Source organism: Chromobacterium subtsugae, from assembly GCF_001676875.1.
Classification (GTDB): Bacteria; Pseudomonadota; Gammaproteobacteria; order Burkholderiales; family Chromobacteriaceae; genus Chromobacterium; species Chromobacterium subtsugae.
Map to the genome: position 1 here is coordinate 345,881 of NZ_JYKA01000005.1, position 17,502 is coordinate 363,382.

General features: G+C 69.1%; 18 protein-coding genes. 15 read left to right on the forward strand and 3 right to left on the reverse strand.

What is annotated here, in order from left to right; genetic code table 11:
- Positions 1–3: 3 nt before the first annotated feature.
- From MY55_RS09240 to MY55_RS09310, 15 genes are read left to right on the forward strand one after another with little or no spacing between them, the layout of a single operon-like run.
- The gene (locus MY55_RS09240) at positions 4–552 is read left to right on the forward strand and encodes a COG4648 family protein (RefSeq protein WP_043572434.1); all 549 of its coding nucleotides are present in this window, start codon (positions 4–6) and stop codon (positions 550–552) included.
- Positions 545–2,212 carry an ApeI family dehydratase gene (locus MY55_RS09245; protein ID WP_065202287.1) on the forward strand — a complete coding sequence of 556 codons (1,668 nt, stop codon included), beginning with the start codon at positions 545–547 and terminating at the stop codon, positions 2,210–2,212. The genes MY55_RS09240 and MY55_RS09245 overlap by 8 nt, the downstream gene beginning before the upstream one ends.
- Complete coding sequence (locus MY55_RS09250) at positions 2,206–2,940, forward strand: glycosyltransferase family 2 protein (RefSeq protein WP_047237111.1); 735 nt, start codon at positions 2,206–2,208, stop codon at positions 2,938–2,940. The genes MY55_RS09245 and MY55_RS09250 overlap by 7 nt, the downstream gene beginning before the upstream one ends.
- Complete coding sequence (locus tag MY55_RS09255; RefSeq protein ID WP_065202288.1) at positions 2,937–3,869, forward strand: LpxL/LpxP family acyltransferase; 933 nt, start codon at positions 2,937–2,939, stop codon at positions 3,867–3,869. The genes MY55_RS09250 and MY55_RS09255 overlap by 4 nt, the downstream gene beginning before the upstream one ends.
- Complete coding sequence (locus MY55_RS09260; protein WP_047237109.1) at positions 3,866–5,407, forward strand: HAL/PAL/TAL family ammonia-lyase; 1,542 nt, start codon at positions 3,866–3,868, stop codon at positions 5,405–5,407. Before MY55_RS09255 ends, MY55_RS09260 begins: the two co-directional genes overlap by 4 nt.
- A complete protein-coding gene (locus tag MY55_RS09265; protein WP_043572443.1) occupies positions 5,400–5,816 on the forward strand; it encodes an acyl-CoA thioesterase in 417 nt (138 codons plus the stop codon). Before MY55_RS09260 ends, MY55_RS09265 begins: the two co-directional genes overlap by 8 nt.
- The gene (locus tag MY55_RS09270; protein ID WP_052877927.1) at positions 5,813–6,418 is read left to right on the forward strand and encodes an outer membrane lipoprotein carrier protein LolA; all 606 of its coding nucleotides are present in this window, start codon (positions 5,813–5,815) and stop codon (positions 6,416–6,418) included. The genes MY55_RS09265 and MY55_RS09270 overlap by 4 nt, the downstream gene beginning before the upstream one ends.
- Positions 6,411–8,744 carry an MMPL family transporter gene (locus tag MY55_RS09275; protein ID WP_065202289.1) on the forward strand — a complete coding sequence of 778 codons (2,334 nt, stop codon included), beginning with the start codon at positions 6,411–6,413 and terminating at the stop codon, positions 8,742–8,744. Before MY55_RS09270 ends, MY55_RS09275 begins: the two co-directional genes overlap by 8 nt.
- Before the next feature lie 18 nt (positions 8,745–8,762).
- Positions 8,763–9,857 (forward strand): class I SAM-dependent methyltransferase, encoded by a 1,095-nt coding sequence (locus tag MY55_RS09280; RefSeq protein ID WP_043572449.1) that lies wholly within the window; start codon positions 8,763–8,765, stop codon positions 9,855–9,857.
- Positions 9,854–10,423, forward strand: a complete 570-nt coding sequence (locus MY55_RS09285; RefSeq protein WP_047237254.1) for a DUF3261 domain-containing protein — start codon at positions 9,854–9,856, stop codon at positions 10,421–10,423. Before MY55_RS09280 ends, MY55_RS09285 begins: the two co-directional genes overlap by 4 nt.
- A 10-nt stretch (positions 10,424–10,433) precedes the next feature.
- A complete protein-coding gene (locus MY55_RS09290) occupies positions 10,434–11,621 on the forward strand; it encodes a beta-ketoacyl-ACP synthase (RefSeq protein WP_065202290.1) in 1,188 nt (395 codons plus the stop codon).
- Positions 11,618–12,076, forward strand: coding sequence for a hotdog family protein (locus MY55_RS09295; RefSeq protein ID WP_043572453.1), 459 nt, complete (start codon positions 11,618–11,620; stop codon positions 12,074–12,076). The genes MY55_RS09290 and MY55_RS09295 overlap by 4 nt, the downstream gene beginning before the upstream one ends.
- The gene (fabG, locus tag MY55_RS09300) at positions 12,073–12,804 is read left to right on the forward strand and encodes a 3-oxoacyl-ACP reductase FabG (RefSeq protein ID WP_043572455.1); all 732 of its coding nucleotides are present in this window, start codon (positions 12,073–12,075) and stop codon (positions 12,802–12,804) included. The genes MY55_RS09295 and fabG overlap by 4 nt, the downstream gene beginning before the upstream one ends.
- Complete coding sequence (locus tag MY55_RS09305; protein WP_043572457.1) at positions 12,801–14,033, forward strand: beta-ketoacyl-ACP synthase; 1,233 nt, start codon at positions 12,801–12,803, stop codon at positions 14,031–14,033. Before fabG ends, MY55_RS09305 begins: the two co-directional genes overlap by 4 nt.
- 56 nt (positions 14,034–14,089) lie before the next feature.
- Positions 14,090–14,524: a hypothetical protein gene (locus MY55_RS09310; RefSeq protein ID WP_043572460.1), complete on the forward strand. Its 435-nt coding sequence runs from the start codon at positions 14,090–14,092 to the stop codon at positions 14,522–14,524.
- Between the two features lie 58 nt (positions 14,525–14,582).
- On the opposite strand, the gene MY55_RS09315 is transcribed toward MY55_RS09310, so the two are convergent.
- The 3 genes from MY55_RS09315 to MY55_RS09325 form a co-directional block, all read right to left on the reverse strand.
- Entirely contained in the window at positions 14,583–15,374 is a 792-nt protein-coding gene (locus MY55_RS09315; RefSeq protein ID WP_043572463.1) for a TrmH family RNA methyltransferase, read from the reverse strand.
- A gap of 65 nt (positions 15,375–15,439) precedes the next feature.
- A complete protein-coding gene (locus MY55_RS09320) occupies positions 15,440–16,765 on the reverse strand; it encodes an HDOD domain-containing protein (protein ID WP_043572467.1) in 1,326 nt (441 codons plus the stop codon).
- Entirely contained in the window at positions 16,752–17,492 is a 741-nt protein-coding gene (locus tag MY55_RS09325) for a class I SAM-dependent methyltransferase (RefSeq protein ID WP_047243212.1), read from the reverse strand. The genes MY55_RS09320 and MY55_RS09325 overlap by 14 nt, the downstream gene beginning before the upstream one ends.
- Positions 17,493–17,502 lie beyond the last annotated feature (10 nt).

Genomic DNA, 17,502 nt, shown 5'->3' on the forward strand with positions numbered 1-17,502 from the left:
GCGATGCCCGCCACCGCGCTGGCCAGCCTGCTGACCCTGAGCTACCCCTTCCTGATCTATTTCGGCCAGGGACGGGTGGAGCCGCGCCTGCTGGCGGGCGTGCTGGTCGGCATCGCCCTGCTGCGCGCGCTCAGCACGCGCCAGGCGGTCTGGTACTGGGCCGCCGCCGCCACGCTGCTGCTGGCGGCGTTCAGCATGCTGGGCAACGGTTTGCTGCCGCTGAAGCTCTACCCCTTGCTGGTCAATGCCGTCCTGCTGGCGATGTTCGCCGGCAGCCTGCGCTTCGGCCCGCCGCTGATCGAACGGCTGGCGCGGCTGACCGAGCCGGAGCTGGACGCGCGCGCCATACGCTACACCCGCGCCGTCACCCAGGTCTGGTGCGGCTTTTTCATCGTCAACGGCAGCCTGTCGCTGGCTACCGCGCTCTGGGCCGACAACGCCGTCTGGACCGCCTACAACGGTTGCATTTCCTATCTGCTGATGGGCGCGCTGTTCGGCGGCGAATGGCTGGTGCGCCAGCGCGTCAAATCCCGCAATACCACTCATGGCTGATTTCATTCCCCTTTCGCGACTGCTGGCCGTCGGCCGCGGCGCAGGCCACCCCGTCGCCCGCGACGGCCAGCGGCATTACAGCTTCGCCGATTTCCGCCAACGCGCCGCGCGCTGGCGCGCCGGCCTGCTGCGCACGCGCCAGCACGTAGTGGCCATCCATCTGGACGACAGCTTCGAGTTCGCCGCCGCCCTGTTTGGCGCCTGGCACGCGGGCAAAACCGTCTGCCTGCCCGCCGACGACCTGCCGGCCACCCGCGCCGCGCTGGCCGAACGCGGCATGCTGCTGGATGCGCAGCCGGCCGACGCGGACGACTACGCCGATTTCGGCGAGCTGTCCGAAGACGGCTGCCGGCTGCAGCTGTTCACCTCCGGCTCCACCGGCGAGCCGCAGGCGATAGACAAAGGCCTGCGCCAGCTGGCGGCGGAAACCGCCATCTTGTCGCGGCTGTGGGACGACGCGCTGCCCGCCGGCTGCCTGGTGGAAGCCACCGTTTCCCATCAGCACATCTACGGCCTGCTGTTCCGCGTGCTGTGGCCGCTGGCCGTCGGCCGCCCCTTCGCCTGCCGGCGCCAGACCTTCCCGGAAAACCTGCTGCAGGCGCTGGCAAACGAGCCCTGCCTGCTGGTCAGCAGCCCGGCCCACCTGAAACGCCTGCCGGCCAGCCTCGACTGGACAAGCGCAGCCGGCAAGCTGGCCGCCGCGTTTTCCTCCGGCGGGCCGCTGGACGACGCCGCGCTGGCCAACAGCCTGGCGACGCTGGGACAGGCGCCGTGCGAAATCTTCGGCAGCACCGAGACCGGCGGCATCGCCTGGCGCCGCCGCCAGACCGACGCCGCCCAGCCGTGGCAGCCGCTGCCCGGCGTGCAAGTGCGCCTGGACGACGGCCTGCTGGCCATCCGCTCGCCCCATCTGGACGATGACGGCTGGCATCAGACCCGCGACAAGGCGGCGCCGCAGGGCGAGGGCTTTGTCCTGCTCGGCCGCGCCGACCGCATCATCAAGCTGGAAGAGAAGCGCGTGTCGCTGGACAGCGTGGAGGCCGCTCTGTTGGCCAGCGGCCTGTTCGACGCCGTGCGCCTGGTGCTGCTGCCCGGCTCCCGCGACACGCTGGGCGTGGCCGCGGTACCCAACGCCGCGGGCTGGGAGCGACTGGCCGCGCTCGGCCGGCGCGAATTCGCCGCCCGCCTGATCACCGAACTGAAGCGCAGCGTGATCCCGGAAGGCCTGCCGCGGCGCTGGCGCTACGGCTTCCGCCTGCCGGTCAACGCGCAGGGCAAGACCACCCAGGCGCAGCTGTTGTCTTGGTTCGAGGCCCGCCGCCCCCACATCACGCTGCTGCGACGCGACGCCGGCTACGCGCTGCTGTCGATAGAAGCCGCCGCCGCGCTGCCGGACTTCGCCGGCCACTTCCCCGGCTTCCCGCTGCTGCCCGGCGTCACCCAGCTGGACTGGAGCGTGCGCCTCGCCCGCGAGCTGTTCGACCTGACCGGCTTCAGCGGCATGGACAATCTGAAATTCCAGCGCATCATCGCGCCGGACAGCACGGTGCGGCTGGAGCTGCGCTACGACAGCGACAAGCGCAGCGTCAGCTTCGCCTACGATTCCGACGGCGAGCCCCACGCCAGCGGCAAGCTGCGCTTCGGAGCCCCGGCATGCTGATCTGCGCGGTAGTGCCGGTATACAACCACGGCGGCGCGGTGGGCAGCGTGGTGGCCTCCTTGCGCGCGCAAGCGCTGCCTTGCGTGCTGGTGGATGACGGCAGCGACGCCGACTGCGCCGCGGTGCTGGACGCGCTGGCCGCCGCCGACGAACACGTGCGGCTGGTGCGGCTGCCGGAAAACCGCGGCAAGGGCGGCGCCATGATCGCCGGGCTGCGCGCCGCGCGCGAGCTGGGCTACAGCCACGCGCTGCAGATAGACGCCGACGGCCAGCACGACAGCCGCGACATCCCGCGCTTCCTGGAGTTGGCCCGCGCCCAGCCGCAAGCCTTGATCTGCGGCTGCCCGCTGTACGACGAAAACGCGCCCAAAAGCCGCCGCTACGGCCGCTACGCCACCCATGTCTGGGTATGGATCAACACGCTGTCGCTGCAGATCGCCGACGCGATGTGCGGCTTCCGCGTCTACCCGCTGGCGGCGACGGTGCCGCTGTTCGACCAGGCGCGGCTGGGCCTGCGGATGGATTTCGACGTGGAAGTGCTGGTCCGGCTGAGCTGGCGCGGCATGCGCATCGTCAACCTGCCCACCCGCGTCAGCTACCCGCTGGACGGCGTGTCGCACTTCCAGCTGTGGCGCGACAATCTGCGCATCAGCCGCATGCACGCCAAGCTGTTCTTCGGCATGCTGCCGCGGCTGCCCCTGCTGCTGGCCCGCAAGGCGGCGCGATGAAGCCGGCCCGCCATTGGGCCGGCATCGGCGAAAACACTTTCGTCGCCGGCATCGTGCTGCTGTTCTGGGTTCACCGCCTGCTGGGGCGCCGCCTGTTCCGCCTGTGCCTGCTGCCGGTGGTGGCCTGCTACTGGCTGGCATGCGCGCCGGCGCGCGCGGCCTCGCTGCAATACCTGCGCCGGCTGGAGCGGCACTGCGGCACGCTGGGCCGCCAGCCCGGCGCGCGCGACACCTTCCGCCATCTGCTGCGCTTCGCCGACACCATGCTGGACAAGCTGCTTGCCACCGCCGGCCACTACCCGGCCGACCGGGTGGCGATCAGCGGCGCCGACGTCATCATCGACGGCCTGCGCCAGCGGCGCGGCGTCTTGATCGTCACCGCCCATCTCGGCTGCCTGGAACTGTGCCGCGCGCTGGCCGACCGCTCGCCCGACGTGGTGGTCAACGTGCTGGTGCACACCCGCCACGCCCAGCGTTTCAACGCGCTGCTCGACCGGCTCAATCCGCAGCAGTCGGTGCGGCTGCTGGAGGTGACCGAGGTCAACGCCGCCACCGCCGTGCTGCTGGAACAGAGAATCGCCGCCGGCGAGGTGGTGGCCATCGCCGGCGACCGCGTGCCGGTCAGCGGCGACCGCACGGTGAGCGTGCCGTTTCTGGGCGAACCGGCGCCGTTCCCCTGCGGCCCCTATCTGCTGGCCCACCTGCTGCGCTGCCCGCTCTACCTGATGGCTTGCCTGCGCCAGGGCGCGGGCTACCACTTGCAATTCGTGCCGCTGGCCGAGTCCATCCGCCTGCCGCGGCAAAACCGCGAAGCGGCGATCGGCGAATACGCCGCGCGTTTTTCCGGCGAACTGGCCCGCCTGCTGGCCGCCTCGCCCTACGACTGGTTCAATTTTTTCCCGTTCTGGGATCAGAAATCCAAATCATGACCCCCAAGCATCAAGATTCTGTAATATTCGATGGCTCCTGGCTGTCGCTGGACGACATCCACGCCATCGCCATCGGCGCCAAGCAGGCGCGGCTGTCCGATGACCCGGCGTTCTGCGAGCGCATCGAAAAAGGCAGCCGCTTCATCGACCAGCTGCTGGCCGAAGACGGCGTGGTCTACGGCGTCACCACCGGCTACGGCGACTCCTGCACCGTGGAGATTCCGCCCGCCCTGGTGCAAGAACTGCCGCACCACCTGTACACCTACCACGGCTGCGGCGCCGGCCGCTTTCTCGACGCGGTCGAAACCCGCGCGGTGCTGGCGACCCGGCTGGCCTCGCTGTGCCGCGGCGTCTCCGGCGTCAGCCTGGCGCTGCTGCGCCAGCTGGCCGCGCTGCTCAAGCACGACATCCTGCCGCTGATTCCAGCCGAAGGCTCGGTCGGCGCCAGCGGCGACCTGACCCCGCTGTCCTACGTCGCCGCCGCGCTGTGCGGCGAGCGCGAAGTGACGCACCGCGGCGAGCGCTGCGCCGCCGCCGACGCGCTGAAGGCCGCCGGCCTCGCGCCGCTGCGGCTGCGCCCCAAGGAAGGCCTGGCCATCATGAACGGCACCGCGGTGATGACCGCGCTGGCCTGCCTCGCCTGGCCGCGCGCCGACTACGCCTCGCGCCTGTGCTCGCGCCTGACCGCGATGAACGTGGCCGCCGCCGCCGGCAACGCCCACCATTTCGACGAAGCGCTGTTCGCCGTCAAACCCCACCCCGGCCAGCAACGCATCGCCGCGCGCATCCGCGCCGACCTGGAAGCCCCGCGCCCCAGCCGCAACGACAGCCGGCTGCAGGACCGCTACTCGCTGCGCTGCGCGCCCCATGTGATCGGCGTGCTGGAAGACGCGCTGCCCTTCCTGCGCGGCCTGATCGAAAACGAGCTGAACAGCGCCAACGACAACCCCATCATCGACGCCGACGAAGAGCGCGTGCTGCACGGCGGCCACTTCTACGGCGGCCACATCGCCTTCGCGATGGACAGCCTGAAAAACGCGGTGGCCAATCTGGCCGACCTGATGGACCGCCAGATGGCGCTGCTGGTGGACACCCGCTACAACAACGGCCTGCCGCGCAACCTCAGCGGCGCCAGCCCGGAGCGCGCGCCTATCAACCACGGCCTGAAGGCGCTGCAGATCAGCGTATCGGCCTGGACCGCCGAAGCGCTGAAGCAGACCATGCCGGCGTCGGTGTTCTCGCGCTCCACCGAATGCCACAACCAGGACAAGGTCAGCATGGGCACCATTGCCGCCCGCGACGCGCTGCGCGTGCTGGAGCTGACCGAACAGGTGCTGGCTGCCTTGCTGATCACCGCGCGCCAGGGCGTGGAGCTGCGCGGCGAAATCGCCGAGCTGTCGCTGAGCCCCGCGCTGGAGCGGATGCAGCGGGACCTGGCCGCGCGCATTCCGCGCATCGCCGAAGACCGCGCGCTGGACCGCGAGCTGCAGCAATTGCTCGCCGCCATCCGCGCGCAAGCCTGGAGCCTGTATGCCTGATCTGTCGCACGCCATAGCGCTGGACCCGGCCTTCCACGACCTCGACCCGATGGACGTGGTCTGGCACGGCAACTACGTCAAATACCTGGAAATCGCCCGCTGCGCGCTGCTGGAGAAATACGGCTACAACTACCCGCAGATGCGCGACTCCGGCTATATCTGGCCCATCGTCGACATGCGGCTCAAATATGTGCAATCCATCCGCTTCGGCCAAAAGGTCAGCATCGAGGCCCGCATCGTCGAATGGGAGTGCCGGCTGAAGATCGAATACCTGATCCGCGACGCCGCCACCGGCCACAAGATCAACAAGGCCTACACCGTGCAGGTGGCGGTGGACATCGCCAGCCAGGAAATGCTCTACCTGTGCCCGCCGGTGCTGTGGGAAAAACTGGGAGTGCCCGCGCCGTGAAGAAACTCGTCCTGCTGGCCGGCCTCGCGCTGCTGCCGCTGACCGCCGCCGCCGGCGATCTGATCGCCGACATCACCCGCAAGCTGGCGCAGCCGGCCGTGCTGCGCGGCGCGTTCGAGCAAAGCAAGGAGATCGCCGGCTTCGCCAAGCCGCTGCGCTCCAGCGGCGCTTTCCTGGTGTCGCGCGAGAAAGGCGTGCTGTGGGATACCCGCCAGCCCTTCGCCAGCAAGCTCAGGCTGACCCGCGGCGAGATCGTCGCCACCCAGAACGGCTCAGTGTCATTTCAGCTGAGCGCGGCCAAAGAGCCCACCGTGCGCACCATCAACGAGCTGATGTTCGCGTTGCTGGGCGGCAACCTGAAAGCGCTGGACGGCTATTTCCGCATCGACGGCAAGCTGTCCGGCCGCGCCTGGCAGCTGACGCTGACGCCGCGCCAGAGCGCGCTCGCCCGCGTGATGCAAAAAGTGGAGCTGTCCGGCGACCAATACGTGCGCGCCATCCGCATGGACGAAGCCAACGGCGACGTCACCCGCATCGTGTTCAGCGGCCAGAACCCCATGCCCGCCAAGCTGAGCGGCGAGGAAGAGGCGCGCTTTGACTGAGCATCTGGGATCCAGCCGTCCGCAACGCTGGCTGGCCGCCGTCTGGCTGGCCATCCTGCTGGCCGTGGCCGGCCATAACGGCTGGCTGTGGCTGGGCGGCCACGCGCGGCTGGAAACCGACATCCTGGCGATGCTGCCGCAAAACCGCCAGGACCAGGCGGCCCAGGACGCCACCCGCCAGCTGGCCGACGCCGCCGCGCGCCGCGTGGTGGTGCTGGTGGGCGCGCGTGACTGGGCCGACGCCCGCCGCGCCGGCGACGCCTACGCCGCCGCCATCCGCGCATCCGGCCAGCCGCTGGCGCCGCGCTACCGGGTGGGCGCGCAGGAAAGCGACAACTGGCTGGACTTCTACGCCGCCTACCGCGGCCAGCTGCTCGGCGACGATACCCGCCGGCAACTGCGGCAAACCGCGCCCGCCGCGCTGGCGGAACAGGCCGCCGCCGCCTTGTTCCAGCCAGTGGGCATGCCCAGGCTGGGACGCTGGCAGGACGATCCGCTGAATGTCTACGGCCAATGGCTGGGCGAGCGCGCCGCGCAAAGCCGGGTGCGGGTGCGGGACGAGCGCTTGTCGCTGTCCGGCGCCGACATGCAGTACGCGCTGATCATGCTGGAGCAGCAAGGCCCGGCGTTCTCGGTGGCGGCGCAGCAGGCGATGCTGCCGGCGCTGCGCCAAGCCGAGGCCGCCGCCCGCCAGGCGGTCCCGCATGCCCAGATCATCCAGGGCGGCGTGCCGCTGTTCGCCGCCTTCGCCGCCAGCGCCGCCGAGCGCGAAGTCCACACCATAGGACTGGGTTCCTTGCTGGGCATTCTGCTGCTGACGGTGCTGGCCTTCAGCGGCATTCGCCCGCGCATCCTGGTGACGCTGTCCATCGCCGCCGGCCTAGGCTGCGCCATTTCGCTCACCTCGCTGCTATTCGGCAAGCTGCACCTGATCACCCTGGTGTTCGGCGCCAGCCTGATCGGCGTGGCGGAAAACTACGGCAACAATTACTACGCCTATCGGCTGGGCAAGCCGGCCGGCGAGCGCTGGGCGATGCTGCGCGGCCAGCGCGCCACCATGTGGCTGGCCTTCGCCACCACCGCCATCGGCTACGCGCTGCTGGCGCTGGCTCCCTTCCCCGGGCTACGGCAGATGGCGGTGTTTTCCGTGACCGGCCTGTTCGGCGCCTTCGTCACCACGCTGTGCTGCCTGCCCTTCGCCGACCGCGGCGAGATGCCGTTCAACCGCTTCGCCCGCGCGCTGGGCGGCTGGCGCCGGCGCTGGCCGCGCTGGGGACGCAACCGCTTCAGCCTGCTGCTGGGCCTGGCGATGGCCGCCGCGCTGCTGGCCGGCTTCGCCGTCCTGAAAACCAATGACGACATCCGCGCGCTGCAAAACGCGCCGCAAAGCCTGCTGCAGGACCAGCGCCGCATCGGCGAACTGATGGAAATGGCCGGCCCGGCGCAATTCTACCTGGTGAGCGGCGACAGCCCGGAGCAGGTGCTGCGCCGCGAAGAAGCGCTGAAAACCCGGCTGGCGCCGCTGATCGCCGCCGGCCAGCTCAAGGGCGTGCAGGCGATTTCCGACTGGGCGCCGTCGCAGGCGCGCCAACTGGCAGACCGGCGATTGCTGCAACAAACGGTGTTCGCGCCCGGCGGCGTGCTGGCGCTGGCCTCCGCCCGCCTGGGCCAGCCTGCCGCCGCCGCGCCGCCGCCCGCCGCCTTCCAGCCGCTGACGCTGCAGGCCTGGCTGGCCGCGCCGGTGTCCGAACCCTTGCGCGCGCAATGGCTGGGCCGCTTCGGCCAGGGCTACGCCAGCGTGGTGATGCTGCGCGGCCTGGCCGGCCCGTCCATACTGCCCTTGCTGGCGCGGCAGGCCGAACCCGCCGCCGGCGTCCGCTTCATCGACAAGGCCGGCGAGGTGTCCGGCCTGATGCGGCACTACCGCCAGTTGATGAGCTGGGTGATCGCCGCCAGCTACCTGCTGGTGCTGGCCATGCTGTGGCGGCGCTTCGGCCGCCAGGCCTGGCGCGCGCTGCTGCCCACGCTGCTGGCCAGCCTGCTGACCGTGGCGCTGTCGGCGCTGCTGGGGCAGCCGCTGCAGCTGTTCACCATCCTGGCCCTGCTGCTGATTCTGGGCATGGGGGTTGATTACGGCGTGTTCCTGCTGGCCGACGACGATCCGCGCGCCTTTCTGTCGGTGACGCTGGCCGCGGCCGGCACCCTGCTCTCATTCGGCCTGCTGGCGCTGTCGTCCACCCCGGCGCTCACCGCCTTCGGCCTGACCATGCTGCTGGGCATCAGCCTGTGCTGGCTGCTCAACCCCCTATTCACCCCAAAAACATAAAAGAAATAAAGCGAAGACATGGAAACTGGCTCTCAAACCCTGCAAGACAAAAGCTTCTCTCCCGCGCGCCAAAGCGTGATGGACGCGCGTTTCGAAGCGCAAAAGATCGCCTTCGGCCCGGTCGTGTTCCAATGTGTGCGCATCGCCTGGAAGCGCGGCATCCTGAAAGCCCTGGCCGAAGCCGGCGAGAAGGGCCTGTCCATCGCCGAGCTGGCCGCCGCCGGCGACTTCACCGTCTACACGCTGAAGCTGGTGCTGGAAACCTGCCTGTCCGCCGGCGTGGTGGAGTTGCGCCAGGGCCGCTACGCGCTGGACAAGACCGGCTTCTGCCTGCTGTCCGACCCCATCACCCAGATCAACCTCGACTTCATCCATGACGTCTGCTACCAGGGCCTGTTCGAGCTGGAGCGTTCGCTGGACGAGGAAAAACCGCACGGCCTGGCCGCGCTGGGCCAGTGGGACACCATCTACCAGGGCCTCGCCACGCTGCCGGAGCCGGCGCGCGAAAGCTGGCTGCGCTTCGACCACTTCTACTCCGACACCTCGTTCCCGGCCATCCTGCCCGACGTGTTCGCCACGCGCCCGCGCAAGCTGATGGACATCGGCGCCAATACCGGCAAGTTCACGCTGGCCGCGCTGGCGCACGACGCCGAGGTGGAGATGCACCTGGTCGACCTGCCGGGGCAGCTGGCAGTGATCGAAAAGACGCTGGCGGAAAAAGGCCTGAGCGCGCGCGCCAACCTGCACCCGATAGACATGCTGAACCCGGCGCTGGACTTCCCCGCCGGCATGGACGTGATCTGGATGAGCCAGTTCCTGTCCTGCTTCAGCGAGGAGGCGATCGCCAGCATCCTGCGCCGCGCCGCCGCCGCGCTGGCCGACGGCGGCCGGGTGATGATCCTGGACACGTTGTGGGACCGCCAGCAGCACGACATCGCCGCCTACTGCCTGATCAACACCTCGCCCTACTTCACCGCGATGGCCAGCGGCAACAGCAAGGTATACCGCGCCGACGACTACATCCGCCTGTGCGAAGCCGCCGGCCTGAAACTGGTGCAAGAGCGCGACGGCATCGGCTATTGCCACTCTCTGCTGCAGTTCGCCCGCGCATGATCCGCCTGCGCCGCCTCCTGCCCCTGTGCCTGTGCCTGGTTCTGCTGGCCGGCTGCCAGAGCGCGCCCGCGCCGCAGCCGCGCCTGCCGGCCATCGCCCTGTCGCCGGCCAGCCTGGGCCTCAGCCTGAGCCTGGCCCAGCGCCTGAGCGCGGCGCCGCTGGACCCGCGCGACGGCACGCCCTCGCCGGCGCTGGACGTGCAGCTGGAAATCGACGGCGACCGGCTGCAATTGGCCGGCCTGGCGCTGGGACAGCGCATCCTGCGGCTGAGTTGGGACGGCAAGACGCTGCAAAGCCAGCGCAGCCCCTTGCTGCCCGCCAGCGTCGACGAAGCGCGCATCGTGCGCGACATCCAGCTGGCCTACTGGCCGCTGCCGGCCTTGCGCGCGGCGCTGCCGGAAGGCTGGACGCTGGAGCAGCGCGGCGCGACGCGCGTGCTCAGCCAGCAGGGGGAGGAAGCGGTGCGGATAGACAGCCAGGCCGACCCGGCCTGGACCGGCCACAGCGAATTGATCAATCGGCGCGAAGGCTATCGCCTGAGCATAGACTCCGCGCCACTGCAGTAAAGATGACGCCATGACGAACGCCGTCTATCTCAACCACCTGGGAGCCCTGTGCAGCGCCGGCCGCGGCCACGCCGCGCTGCGCGAGGCATTGTTCGCGCCGCCGGCGCCTATTCGGCGGCCCGGCCTCGCGCTGCCCGATGGCCGCGTCTGGCCTAGCGCGCCCTATCAGCAGGCGCTGCCGGACGTGGACTGGCTGCCGCTGCCGCTGCGCAGCCGCAACAACGCGCTGCTGCTGGCCGCGCTGGAGGATATCCGCGCCGAAGTGGACGCGGCCATCGCCCGCTTCGGCCCCGACCGGGTGGGCGTGGTGCTGGGCACCAGCACCTCCGGCATAGGCGAGAGCGAAGCCGCCTTCGCCGCGCTGCGGCGCGACGGGCGCTTTCCCGCCGGCTTCCATCCGCTGCAGCAGGAACTGGGCTCTCCCGCCGCCCTGCTGCGCCACGCGCTGGGCATAGGCGGCCCGGCGCTGGTGATCTCCACCGCCTGCTCGTCCGGCGCCAAGGCCCTGGCCAGCGCGGCGCGCCTGTTGCGTTCCGGCCAGTGCGACGCAGTGATCGCCGGCGGCGCCGATTCGTTGTGCCAATTCACCGTGGCGGGCTTCGCCGCGCTGGATTCGGTCAGCGCCACCGGCTGCAACCCCTTCAGCCGCAACCGCGACGGCATCCACATCGGCGAGGCCGCGGCGCTGTTCCTGATGAGCCGCGAACGCGGCCCGGTGCGGCTGGCCGGCTGGGGAGAAAGCGCCGACGCGCACCATATCTCGGCGCCCGATCCCAGCGGCCGCGGCGCCGCGGCGGCCATGCGCCAGGCGCTGGAACGCGCCGGCCTCGCGCCGGCCGACATCGACTACATCAATCTGCACGGCACCGCCACCCAGCAGAACGACGCGATGGAAAGCCTGGCGGTCAGCCAGCTGTTCGGCGCCGCCGTGCCGGCCAGTTCGACCAAGGGCCTGACCGGCCATACGCTGGGCGCCGCCGGCGCGCTGGAAGCCGCCTTCGCCTGGCTGACCCTGCACGGCAATCCGGCGGCGCGGCTGCCGGTCCATGTCTGGGACGGCGCGCCCGACGCGGCCCTGCCGCCCCTCAACCTGGTCCGCCCCGGCCAGGCGGCCGCCACGCCGCCGCGCCGCGCGCTGAGCAATTCTTTCGCCTTTGGCGGCAGCAATGCCTGCCTGATCCTGGAGGCCGCGCAATGAGCGACGAGCTGTACGAAATCGACTCCCTGGTGCCGCACGCCGGCGACATGTCGCTGCTGGACCGCGTATTGTCCGCCGACGCCGACAGCGTGGTGGCCGAAGTCACGCCGCGGCTGGACCAGCTGTTTTGCCGCGACGGCGAAATCGGCAGCTGGGTGGGCATCGAATACATGGCGCAGACCATAGGCGTCTGGGCCGGTTTGCGCGCCAAAGCCCAAGGCCGGCCGCCCAAGGTGGGCTTCCTGCTGGGCACCCGCCGCTACACCGCCGAGGTATCGTCCTTCGCGCCCGACGTGCCGCTGCAGGTGAGCGTGACCCAGCAATTCATTTCCGACAACGGCCTGTGCCAGTTCGACTGTCATATCGACAGCCAGGGCCGGCGCCTGGCCACGGCCCAGCTCAAGGTGTTCGAGCCGGCCGATATCGATCATTTCATCAAGGAATCCTCGCAATGACAGACCATGCCATTCTGGTCACCGGCTCCAGCCGGGGCATAGGCCGCGCGATCGCCCTGCGTCTGGCCCGCGACGGCCATGACGTGGTGGTGCATTGCCGCAGCCGCCGCGAAGAAGCGGACGCCGTCGCCGCCGAAATCGCCGCGCTGGGCCGCCAGGCCCGCGTGCTGCAGTTCGATGTGACCGACCGCCAAGCCGCCGCCGCCGCGCTGCTGGCCGACATCGAAGCCCACGGCTGCTACTACGGCGTGGTATGCAACGCCGGCCTGGCCCGCGACAACACCTTCGCCGCCATGCCGCCGGAAGACTGGGACCTGGTGGTCAACACCGATCTCGGCAGCTTCTACAACGTGCTGCAGCCGCTGACCATGCCGCTGGTGCGCCGCCGCAAGCCGGGCCGCATCGTCACGCTGGCTTCGGTATCCGCACTGATGGGCAACCGCGGCCAAGTCAACTACAGCGCCGCCAAGGCCGGCGTGATCGGCGCCACCAAGGCGCTGGCGGTGGAGCTGGCCAGCCGCGCCATCACCGTCAACTGCGTCGCGCCCGGCCTGATCGACACCGAAATGGTGGAAGCGCACGTGCTGGATGAAGCGATGAAGATCATCCCGGCGCGCCGCATGGGCAAGCCGGAGGAAGTGGCCGCGACGGTGAGCTTCCTGATGAGCGAGGACGCCGCCTACATCACGCGTCAGGTGATTTCGGTAAACGGGGGGATGATGGGATGAAGCGAGTCGTGATTACCGGCGTGGGCGCCCTCAGCCCGCTGGGCCATGATTGGCAAAGCGTGTACGCCCGGCTGCAAGCCGGCCGCAACGTGGTGCAGGTGATGGAGCCCTGGGGCGAGTACGAAGGCCTGGGCACCCAGGTCGGCGCGCCGGTGCAGCCGTTCGAGCTGCCCGCCCACTACAATCGCAAAACCACCCGCAGCATGGGCCGGGTGGCGCTGATGGCCACCCGCGCCACCGAAATGGCGCTGGAACAGGCCGGCCTGCTGAACGACCCGCTGCTGGGCAGCGGCCGCATGGGCATTTCCTACGGATCGTCGTCCGGCTGCCCGGCCAATATGGGCGATTTCGGCCGCATGCTGGTCAGCAAGAACATCGAAGGCATCAACGCCAACACCTACATCCGCATGATGGCGCACACCGCGCCGGTGAACATCGGCGTGTTCTTCGGCATCACCGGCCGCGTCATCACCACCTCCAGCGCCTGCACCTCGGGCAGCCAGGGCATAGGCTACGCCTTCGAGGCAATCCAGAGCGGCCGCCAGGTGGCGATGATAGCCGGCGGCGCCGAAGAGCTGGACCCGACCCAGGCGGCGGTGTTCGACACCCTGTTCGCCACCAGCGTCGCCCACAACGACCAGCCCTCGCTGACGCCGCGCCCGTTCGACGCCGCCCGCGACGGCCTGGTGCTGGGCGAAGGCGCCTGCAGCCTGGTGCTGGAGGAGCTGGAGCACGCCAAGGCGCGGGGCGCCAACATCCTGGCCGAAATCCTGTCCTTCGGCACCAATAGCGACGGCAAGCACGTCACCCATCCGCAATCCGCCACCATGGCCGGCGCCATCCGCATGGCGCTGGACGGCGCCCAGCTCGCGCCGTCGGACATTCCCTACGTCAACGCGCACGGCACCGCCACCGATCAGGGGGACGTGGCCGAGTCGCACGCCACCCGCGACGTGTTCGGCGAAAAAGTCGCCATCTCTTCGCTGAAGAGCTATATGGGCCACACGCTGGGCGCTTGCGGCGCGCTGGAAGCATGGATGTCGATAGAAATGATGCGCGAGGGCTGGTTCGCGCCCACGCTCAACCTCACCGAGGTGGACCCGAACTGCGCGCAGCTGGACTACATCGCAGGCGACGGACGCCGGCTGCAAACCGAGCTGGTGATGAGCAACAACTTCGCCTTCGGCGGCATCAACACCTCGTTGATCTTCCGCCGCTGGCGCGACTGAACCTTCCCGCCGGCCCCGCGGCCGGCACCACCCTTGACTACTAGGAGCATTAGAAGATGAAATTCGCCGCCCCGCTGCTGGCGCTGGCCCTGGTCGCCGGCCCCGCCATGGCCCGCGACACCGTCGTGCAGATCCCGCTGGCCGACGTGCTGTCCATGCCGGAAGCGCAGGAAAAACTGGATGGTTCGGTCAAGTTCTACCTCGCCGGCCAGCATACCCCCGCCATCCAGACAAAAATGGGCTCCGATGTATCCAACCAGAAGACCAACGCGCTGAACAAGTCCGACGAGCAAGCCTGCCGCTGGGCCATTCTGTCCACGCTGATCTCGTTCCAGGAATCCGCCAAGAAGCGCCACGCCAACGCGGTGGTCGACATCGTCAGCTATTACAAGAAGGAAGAGCGCCGCGATAAAGAAACCATCGAATGCCACTCCGGCACGATGATCGCCGGCGCCGCGATCAAGGGCAGCTACGCCAAGATCGGCCGCTGAGGCCATGCCGCCGGCCGGCGGCGCGAAGCCGGCAAGGCCGCCCGGAACGGGCGGCTGCTTATTGCTCCAGCTGCCGCACTCGCTCGAACAGGCAAACGGTGGCCGCCATCGCCACGTTCAAGGACTCCGCGTGTCCCGGCATCGGGATGCGGATGCGGGCATCCGCCAGGGCCAGCAGCTCGTCGCTGACGCCCGCCCCCTCGTTGCCGAACACGAAAGCCACCGCCCCGCTCAGATCATGGCCGTACAGCGAGCTGGAACCCTCCAGATGCGTGACCAGCTTGCGCCCGCCAAAGCCGGCCAATTCGGCGGCTAGGTCGGCGTGCTCGTGGATGCGGAGCGCGAAGTGCGCGCCCATCCCGGCGCGCAGCACCTTGGGCGAAAACACGTCCACGCAGCCCTTGGACAAAAACACCTCGTAAACGCCCGCCGCCGCGGCGGTGCGCAGAATGGTGCCCAGATTGCCCGGATCCTGAATATCCTCCAGCAGCACTCTGGCGGCGGACGCCTGCGGCGCGGGCGGCCGCGGCCGTTCGCACAGCGCCAGCAACTCGCCGGCGCTGGCCATGGCCGTCACCTTGGCCATCACCGCCGCCGGCAGCGTCGCCACCGCGCAACCAGCCGGCAGCCGCGCCAACAAAGCCTGAACCTCGGGATGGCCCTGAGCCTCCTCGTTGACATACAGCCGCGTCAGCGCGCCGCCAGCTTGCAGGCAGGATTCAGCCAGGTGGATGCCTTCCAGCACCATCACGCCCTCCTTGCGGCGGTCGCGGCTGTGCTGCGCCAGCCTGGCCAGCGCCTTGACTTCGTCGTTATGGGGTGAGGTGATGGTCTTGGAGATGTAATGCATGGTCGATTCTTGTGGCGGAGCGAAGGCGAAGGGGCAGAGTGTACCCGTCCCCCCGCCTTCTTGCATCAATGCTGCATCTGCGTCAGCCGGGTGACCAGATCCTTGAAGCGGTGGTAGGTGGCGTCGTCTATCCCGCGGCCGCTGCGGGCATTGTCGACATAGAACACGCCGCTGAGCTTGTGGCCGCCGAACAGCGTCATCAAGGCGAATTCGTGATCGCCGACATGCTGGAAAAATTCGTCCTCGTAACGCCTGGTCAGCTGCGACCTGACATCGGCCGGCGCGTGAAAGCTTTGCGGCTTGCTGGTGAACACGCCGAAGAAGCTGCCCGGCTCCAGATCCAGCGGCAGCTTGCGCAGCGGGCTGTCGCCGGCCACGCCCACCTGATAGCGCAGCTTGAGGTTATGGCCGTCGTGCTCGTAATGGTAGTACAGCACCCGCTCGAACTTCAGGTCGTTGGCCAGGAAGCGGATGGATTCGCGGATCGCGTGCTCCAGCTGGTCTTCGCCGGACAGCGCCGCCGCCTTCTTCATCTCGCCCTTGCGCGGCCCCGGCGGCAGCAGCAGCAAGGCCCGCGCCGGGAAGGTGTAGCCGATCACATGCGGGTGGCGCGCCACGTTCAACACCGCGTGAACCACCGCCATATAGGCCAGCTCCGGCATCACATTGATCATCTTGGCCGCAGTGTCCACGCCCACCAGCCAGGTGCTGCGCTCCACGCCCTGCTCCAGCGAGTTGGCGGTGGCGATGGCCAGCTTCAGCAACTGGCGGCGCTTGGTCGGCGCGCCCGCGCCTATCAGCGCCTTGAAGCCGCCCGGCAGCGGCATGTGCTTGACGAAAGCCTCCAGCACTTGGCCGTAGTCGGCGTCGAAAGCCTCCGACACTTCCTGCAGCAGCGGCTTGTCCGGCAGCTGGTTGCGCTGGATCATGTAGATGCAGGCCGGCAGGTTGTACAGCAGCGCGGCGACGAAACAGTCCTCGACCTTCAATTCGCCCATGATAGACAGCCACTCCTTGACCAGCAGCGCCGCCACGCGGCTGCGGCCCAGCCAGTCCCCCACCGCCTCGTAGACCTCAGGGTCGAGCACGCCTGGAGACGGCTCCAGCGGAACGATCTTGCCGAAGCGGTTGACCACCGCCTCCAGCCCCATCAGCATCAGCGTCTGCTCCACCGACGGGATGCTCTCGTTGCGCTGCAGCGCGCGCGAATTGCCCACCACCCGGAACAGGTCCAGCAGCAGGAAAGGGTCGGACAGGCACAGATTGGCCAGATCGGTGAAGTTGATCAGGTCGCTGTGGCGCGCGCAGGCGTCGGTCAGCTGATTCAGGGTATCGGGCAATATCGGCCAGCGTTTTTCGCCGATGGACTTGGCCCAGTCATTGAGATCCATTTGGATGGCGCCAGATCAATAATTCTTTTTGCAAGGGTCCGCCAAGCGGAATGCGCTCGTCGGGCTGAATGTCCGGCACTTCGAAAGTATTGCTGATGAGCAGGCTGCCCGGCCGCCCTTCGGACAGGAACTTGCGCCATACCTTAGGCATGGGCTCGGGCGAAAGAAACACGTAGATTGCGTCATAGCTCCCCCAGTCTTCCTTCCAGAAACTGCGGCAACCCACCGCCAGCCGCGCCGGCCGGCCGGCGCGCAGCCAGCGCAGCCAGGCCAGCAGCCAGCTGCCGACGGCGTTTTCCAGCGCGCGCAGCCGCAGATCGGGCCGCAGCCGCGCCAGCTGCAGCGCCAGCCGGCCGTCGCCGCAGCCCGCCTCCAGCAATGCGGCATCCGCAGCCAACAGGCTGGCCAATCTGTCGGCCACCCGCCGGCCGGAACGGTAAAGCGGCACCCGCTCGACCAGCGCGTTGCGCCCCAGCGCCAGCGTCAGCAGCAGCGCCAGCAGATACCAGCCGGGCGGTATGCCGGCCTGGCGCATCGCCACCGCCGCGGGGACGAACAAGCCGTGGGCCAGCCGCTGCCAGCCCGGCTGGCGCAAAACGATGGCCAGCAAAGCCGCCAGCAGCCCCTGCAGCACTGCCCAGGCGGCGAGATGCTGCGCCGGCGCGATGAACACCCAGGCGCCGACGCAGGCCAAGAGCTGCAACAGCAGGTGGCGCAGCCGGCTCATGTCCGCGCCG

Bases quoted from the DNA above. Each gene is read 5' to 3' on its own strand.
- MY55_RS09280 (WP_043572449.1), top strand. From the start codon at position 8,763: ATGGAAACTGGCTCTCAAACCCTGCAAGACAAAAGCTTCTCTCCCGCG.
- MY55_RS09240 (WP_043572434.1), top strand. From the start codon at position 4: ATGCCCGCCACCGCGCTGGCCAGCCTGCTGACCCTGAGCTACCCCTTC.
- MY55_RS09255 (WP_065202288.1), top strand. From the start codon at position 2,937: ATGAAGCCGGCCCGCCATTGGGCCGGCATCGGCGAAAACACTTTCGTC.
- MY55_RS09325 (WP_047243212.1), bottom strand. From the start codon at position 17,492: ATGAGCCGGCTGCGCCACCTGCTGTTGCAGCTCTTGGCCTGCGTCGGC.
- MY55_RS09320 (WP_043572467.1), bottom strand. From the start codon at position 16,765: ATGGATCTCAATGACTGGGCCAAGTCCATCGGCGAAAAACGCTGGCCG.
- MY55_RS09315 (WP_043572463.1), bottom strand. From the start codon at position 15,374: ATGCATTACATCTCCAAGACCATCACCTCACCCCATAACGACGAAGTC.
- MY55_RS09310 (WP_043572460.1), top strand. From the start codon at position 14,090: ATGAAATTCGCCGCCCCGCTGCTGGCGCTGGCCCTGGTCGCCGGCCCC.
- MY55_RS09305 (WP_043572457.1), top strand. From the start codon at position 12,801: ATGAAGCGAGTCGTGATTACCGGCGTGGGCGCCCTCAGCCCGCTGGGC.
- MY55_RS09245 (WP_065202287.1), top strand. From the start codon at position 545: ATGGCTGATTTCATTCCCCTTTCGCGACTGCTGGCCGTCGGCCGCGGC.
- fabG (WP_043572455.1), top strand. From the start codon at position 12,073: ATGACAGACCATGCCATTCTGGTCACCGGCTCCAGCCGGGGCATAGGC.
- MY55_RS09290 (WP_065202290.1), top strand. From the start codon at position 10,434: ATGACGAACGCCGTCTATCTCAACCACCTGGGAGCCCTGTGCAGCGCC.
- MY55_RS09295 (WP_043572453.1), top strand. From the start codon at position 11,618: ATGAGCGACGAGCTGTACGAAATCGACTCCCTGGTGCCGCACGCCGGC.
- MY55_RS09260 (WP_047237109.1), top strand. From the start codon at position 3,866: ATGACCCCCAAGCATCAAGATTCTGTAATATTCGATGGCTCCTGGCTG.
- MY55_RS09250 (WP_047237111.1), top strand. From the start codon at position 2,206: ATGCTGATCTGCGCGGTAGTGCCGGTATACAACCACGGCGGCGCGGTG.
- MY55_RS09285 (WP_047237254.1), top strand. From the start codon at position 9,854: ATGATCCGCCTGCGCCGCCTCCTGCCCCTGTGCCTGTGCCTGGTTCTG.
- MY55_RS09265 (WP_043572443.1), top strand. From the start codon at position 5,400: ATGCCTGATCTGTCGCACGCCATAGCGCTGGACCCGGCCTTCCACGAC.